The organism is Pseudaquabacterium pictum (assembly GCF_005403045.1).
GTDB classification, from domain to species: domain Bacteria; phylum Pseudomonadota; class Gammaproteobacteria; order Burkholderiales; family Burkholderiaceae_C; genus Pseudaquabacterium; species Pseudaquabacterium pictum.
In genome coordinates this window covers 1-1,215 of record NZ_BJCL01000046.1, presented here as the reverse complement: position 1 = coordinate 1,215, position 1,215 = coordinate 1, and the positions used below count along the sequence as shown (strand labels likewise).

1 protein-coding gene is annotated in these 1,215 nt (G+C 55.1%); it reads left to right on the top strand.

Annotated features, from left to right (window positions below):
* Window positions 1–275 precede the first annotated feature (275 nt).
* Window positions 276–989 (top strand): toll/interleukin-1 receptor domain-containing protein, encoded by a 714-nt coding sequence (locus tag FFT10_RS27530; RefSeq protein WP_137736084.1) that lies wholly within the window; start codon window positions 276–278, stop codon window positions 987–989.
* Window positions 990–1,215: the final 226 nt, after the last annotated feature.

Here is a 1,215-nt window from a genome sequence, read left to right as displayed (position 1 = left end):
CAAGCGGCACAACGCGTCGCGGGCACCTTGCGATCTCGTTGCAAGCGTCAACTCGGACCGCAATTGCCCGACCCCGATCAAATTGCAAGGCGCTGCCATATCGGTCGCCGTGTTGTGCAGAGCGTCCTTAGGTCTGATCAATGACTCTTCTGCGCCCGAATGATTGCCAATCGCGCCATCATTGGGTTCAATGTGGTCATGTCGGCCTTGCTGCAATGACGTCTATATCGGATTAGACGTCGCAGAAGCCCACTTCGCTTGCTGAAGGTAACGCCATGACGAAGCCAATTGATCGATCTATCGAAGGTAGGCAAAAGCGCAAGCCGGATCTTTTCATCAGCCATAGTTCGAGGGATAAACCAGTGGTTCGCCGTTTGGCAGAAGAACTGGCATGGTGTGGAATCGATGTGTGGCTGGATGAATGGGAACTTCAGGCCGGCGAAAGTCTTCACGATGTGCTGGCACAAGCCGCGACCAAGGCAAACTTCTTGGGTGTCATTGTTGGTGCCAACTTTGATGACTCGCCATGGGCTAACGATGAATTGAAAATCGGTCTGTCCAGAGAGAAGGCCGAGAAACGTCATGTTGTGATTCCAATTGTCGTCGGCCGCCAGCCTCTCCCAGCATTTCTTCAGGGGCGAGTCTACATCGACCTGAGGCGCGATCGATACATTGGAATCGCCCGTTTGATTGGCTTGCTGCTGAAGTTGCCGCAACAAACAGTGACGGACGCCATACTCGAGTACCGACCGAAACGTTTCAGTGACCTCCATGGAATCCTGAGGTACTGCGGACTGAGTCCGACGATTGCACTGAACAAGGAAGTTGTCGACAGCATACTGCAGGCGGGCGGAAGAAAAACGAGTGAAGGATGCGTTGAGTTCTTCCCGGAAGAGATCATCATCCACCCCTCAGCCTCTCCGCATCTCAGAAAATTGATGTCACGGCTGATCACTGTCCTTCATGACGAGCAGGCCAGCGCCGCCTGAGCATTCGCTCAACCAACCCATTGCGGCATGAGGCTGAAGGCCTGTCATGTCAATTTGAGCCTTTGGCCACGGGCCGCAACGGACCTGTTGACTCAAACGTTAGGGACGGTCTGCAAAAGTCCGTCGCCCATGTGCTTGGTCCCGCTGTGAGCCGATGAGACGATGCCGGCCATGAAGCAGCAGAGCCTGGGTCTGGGTCAGTCGACGAAGCGGACGCGACGGCGGG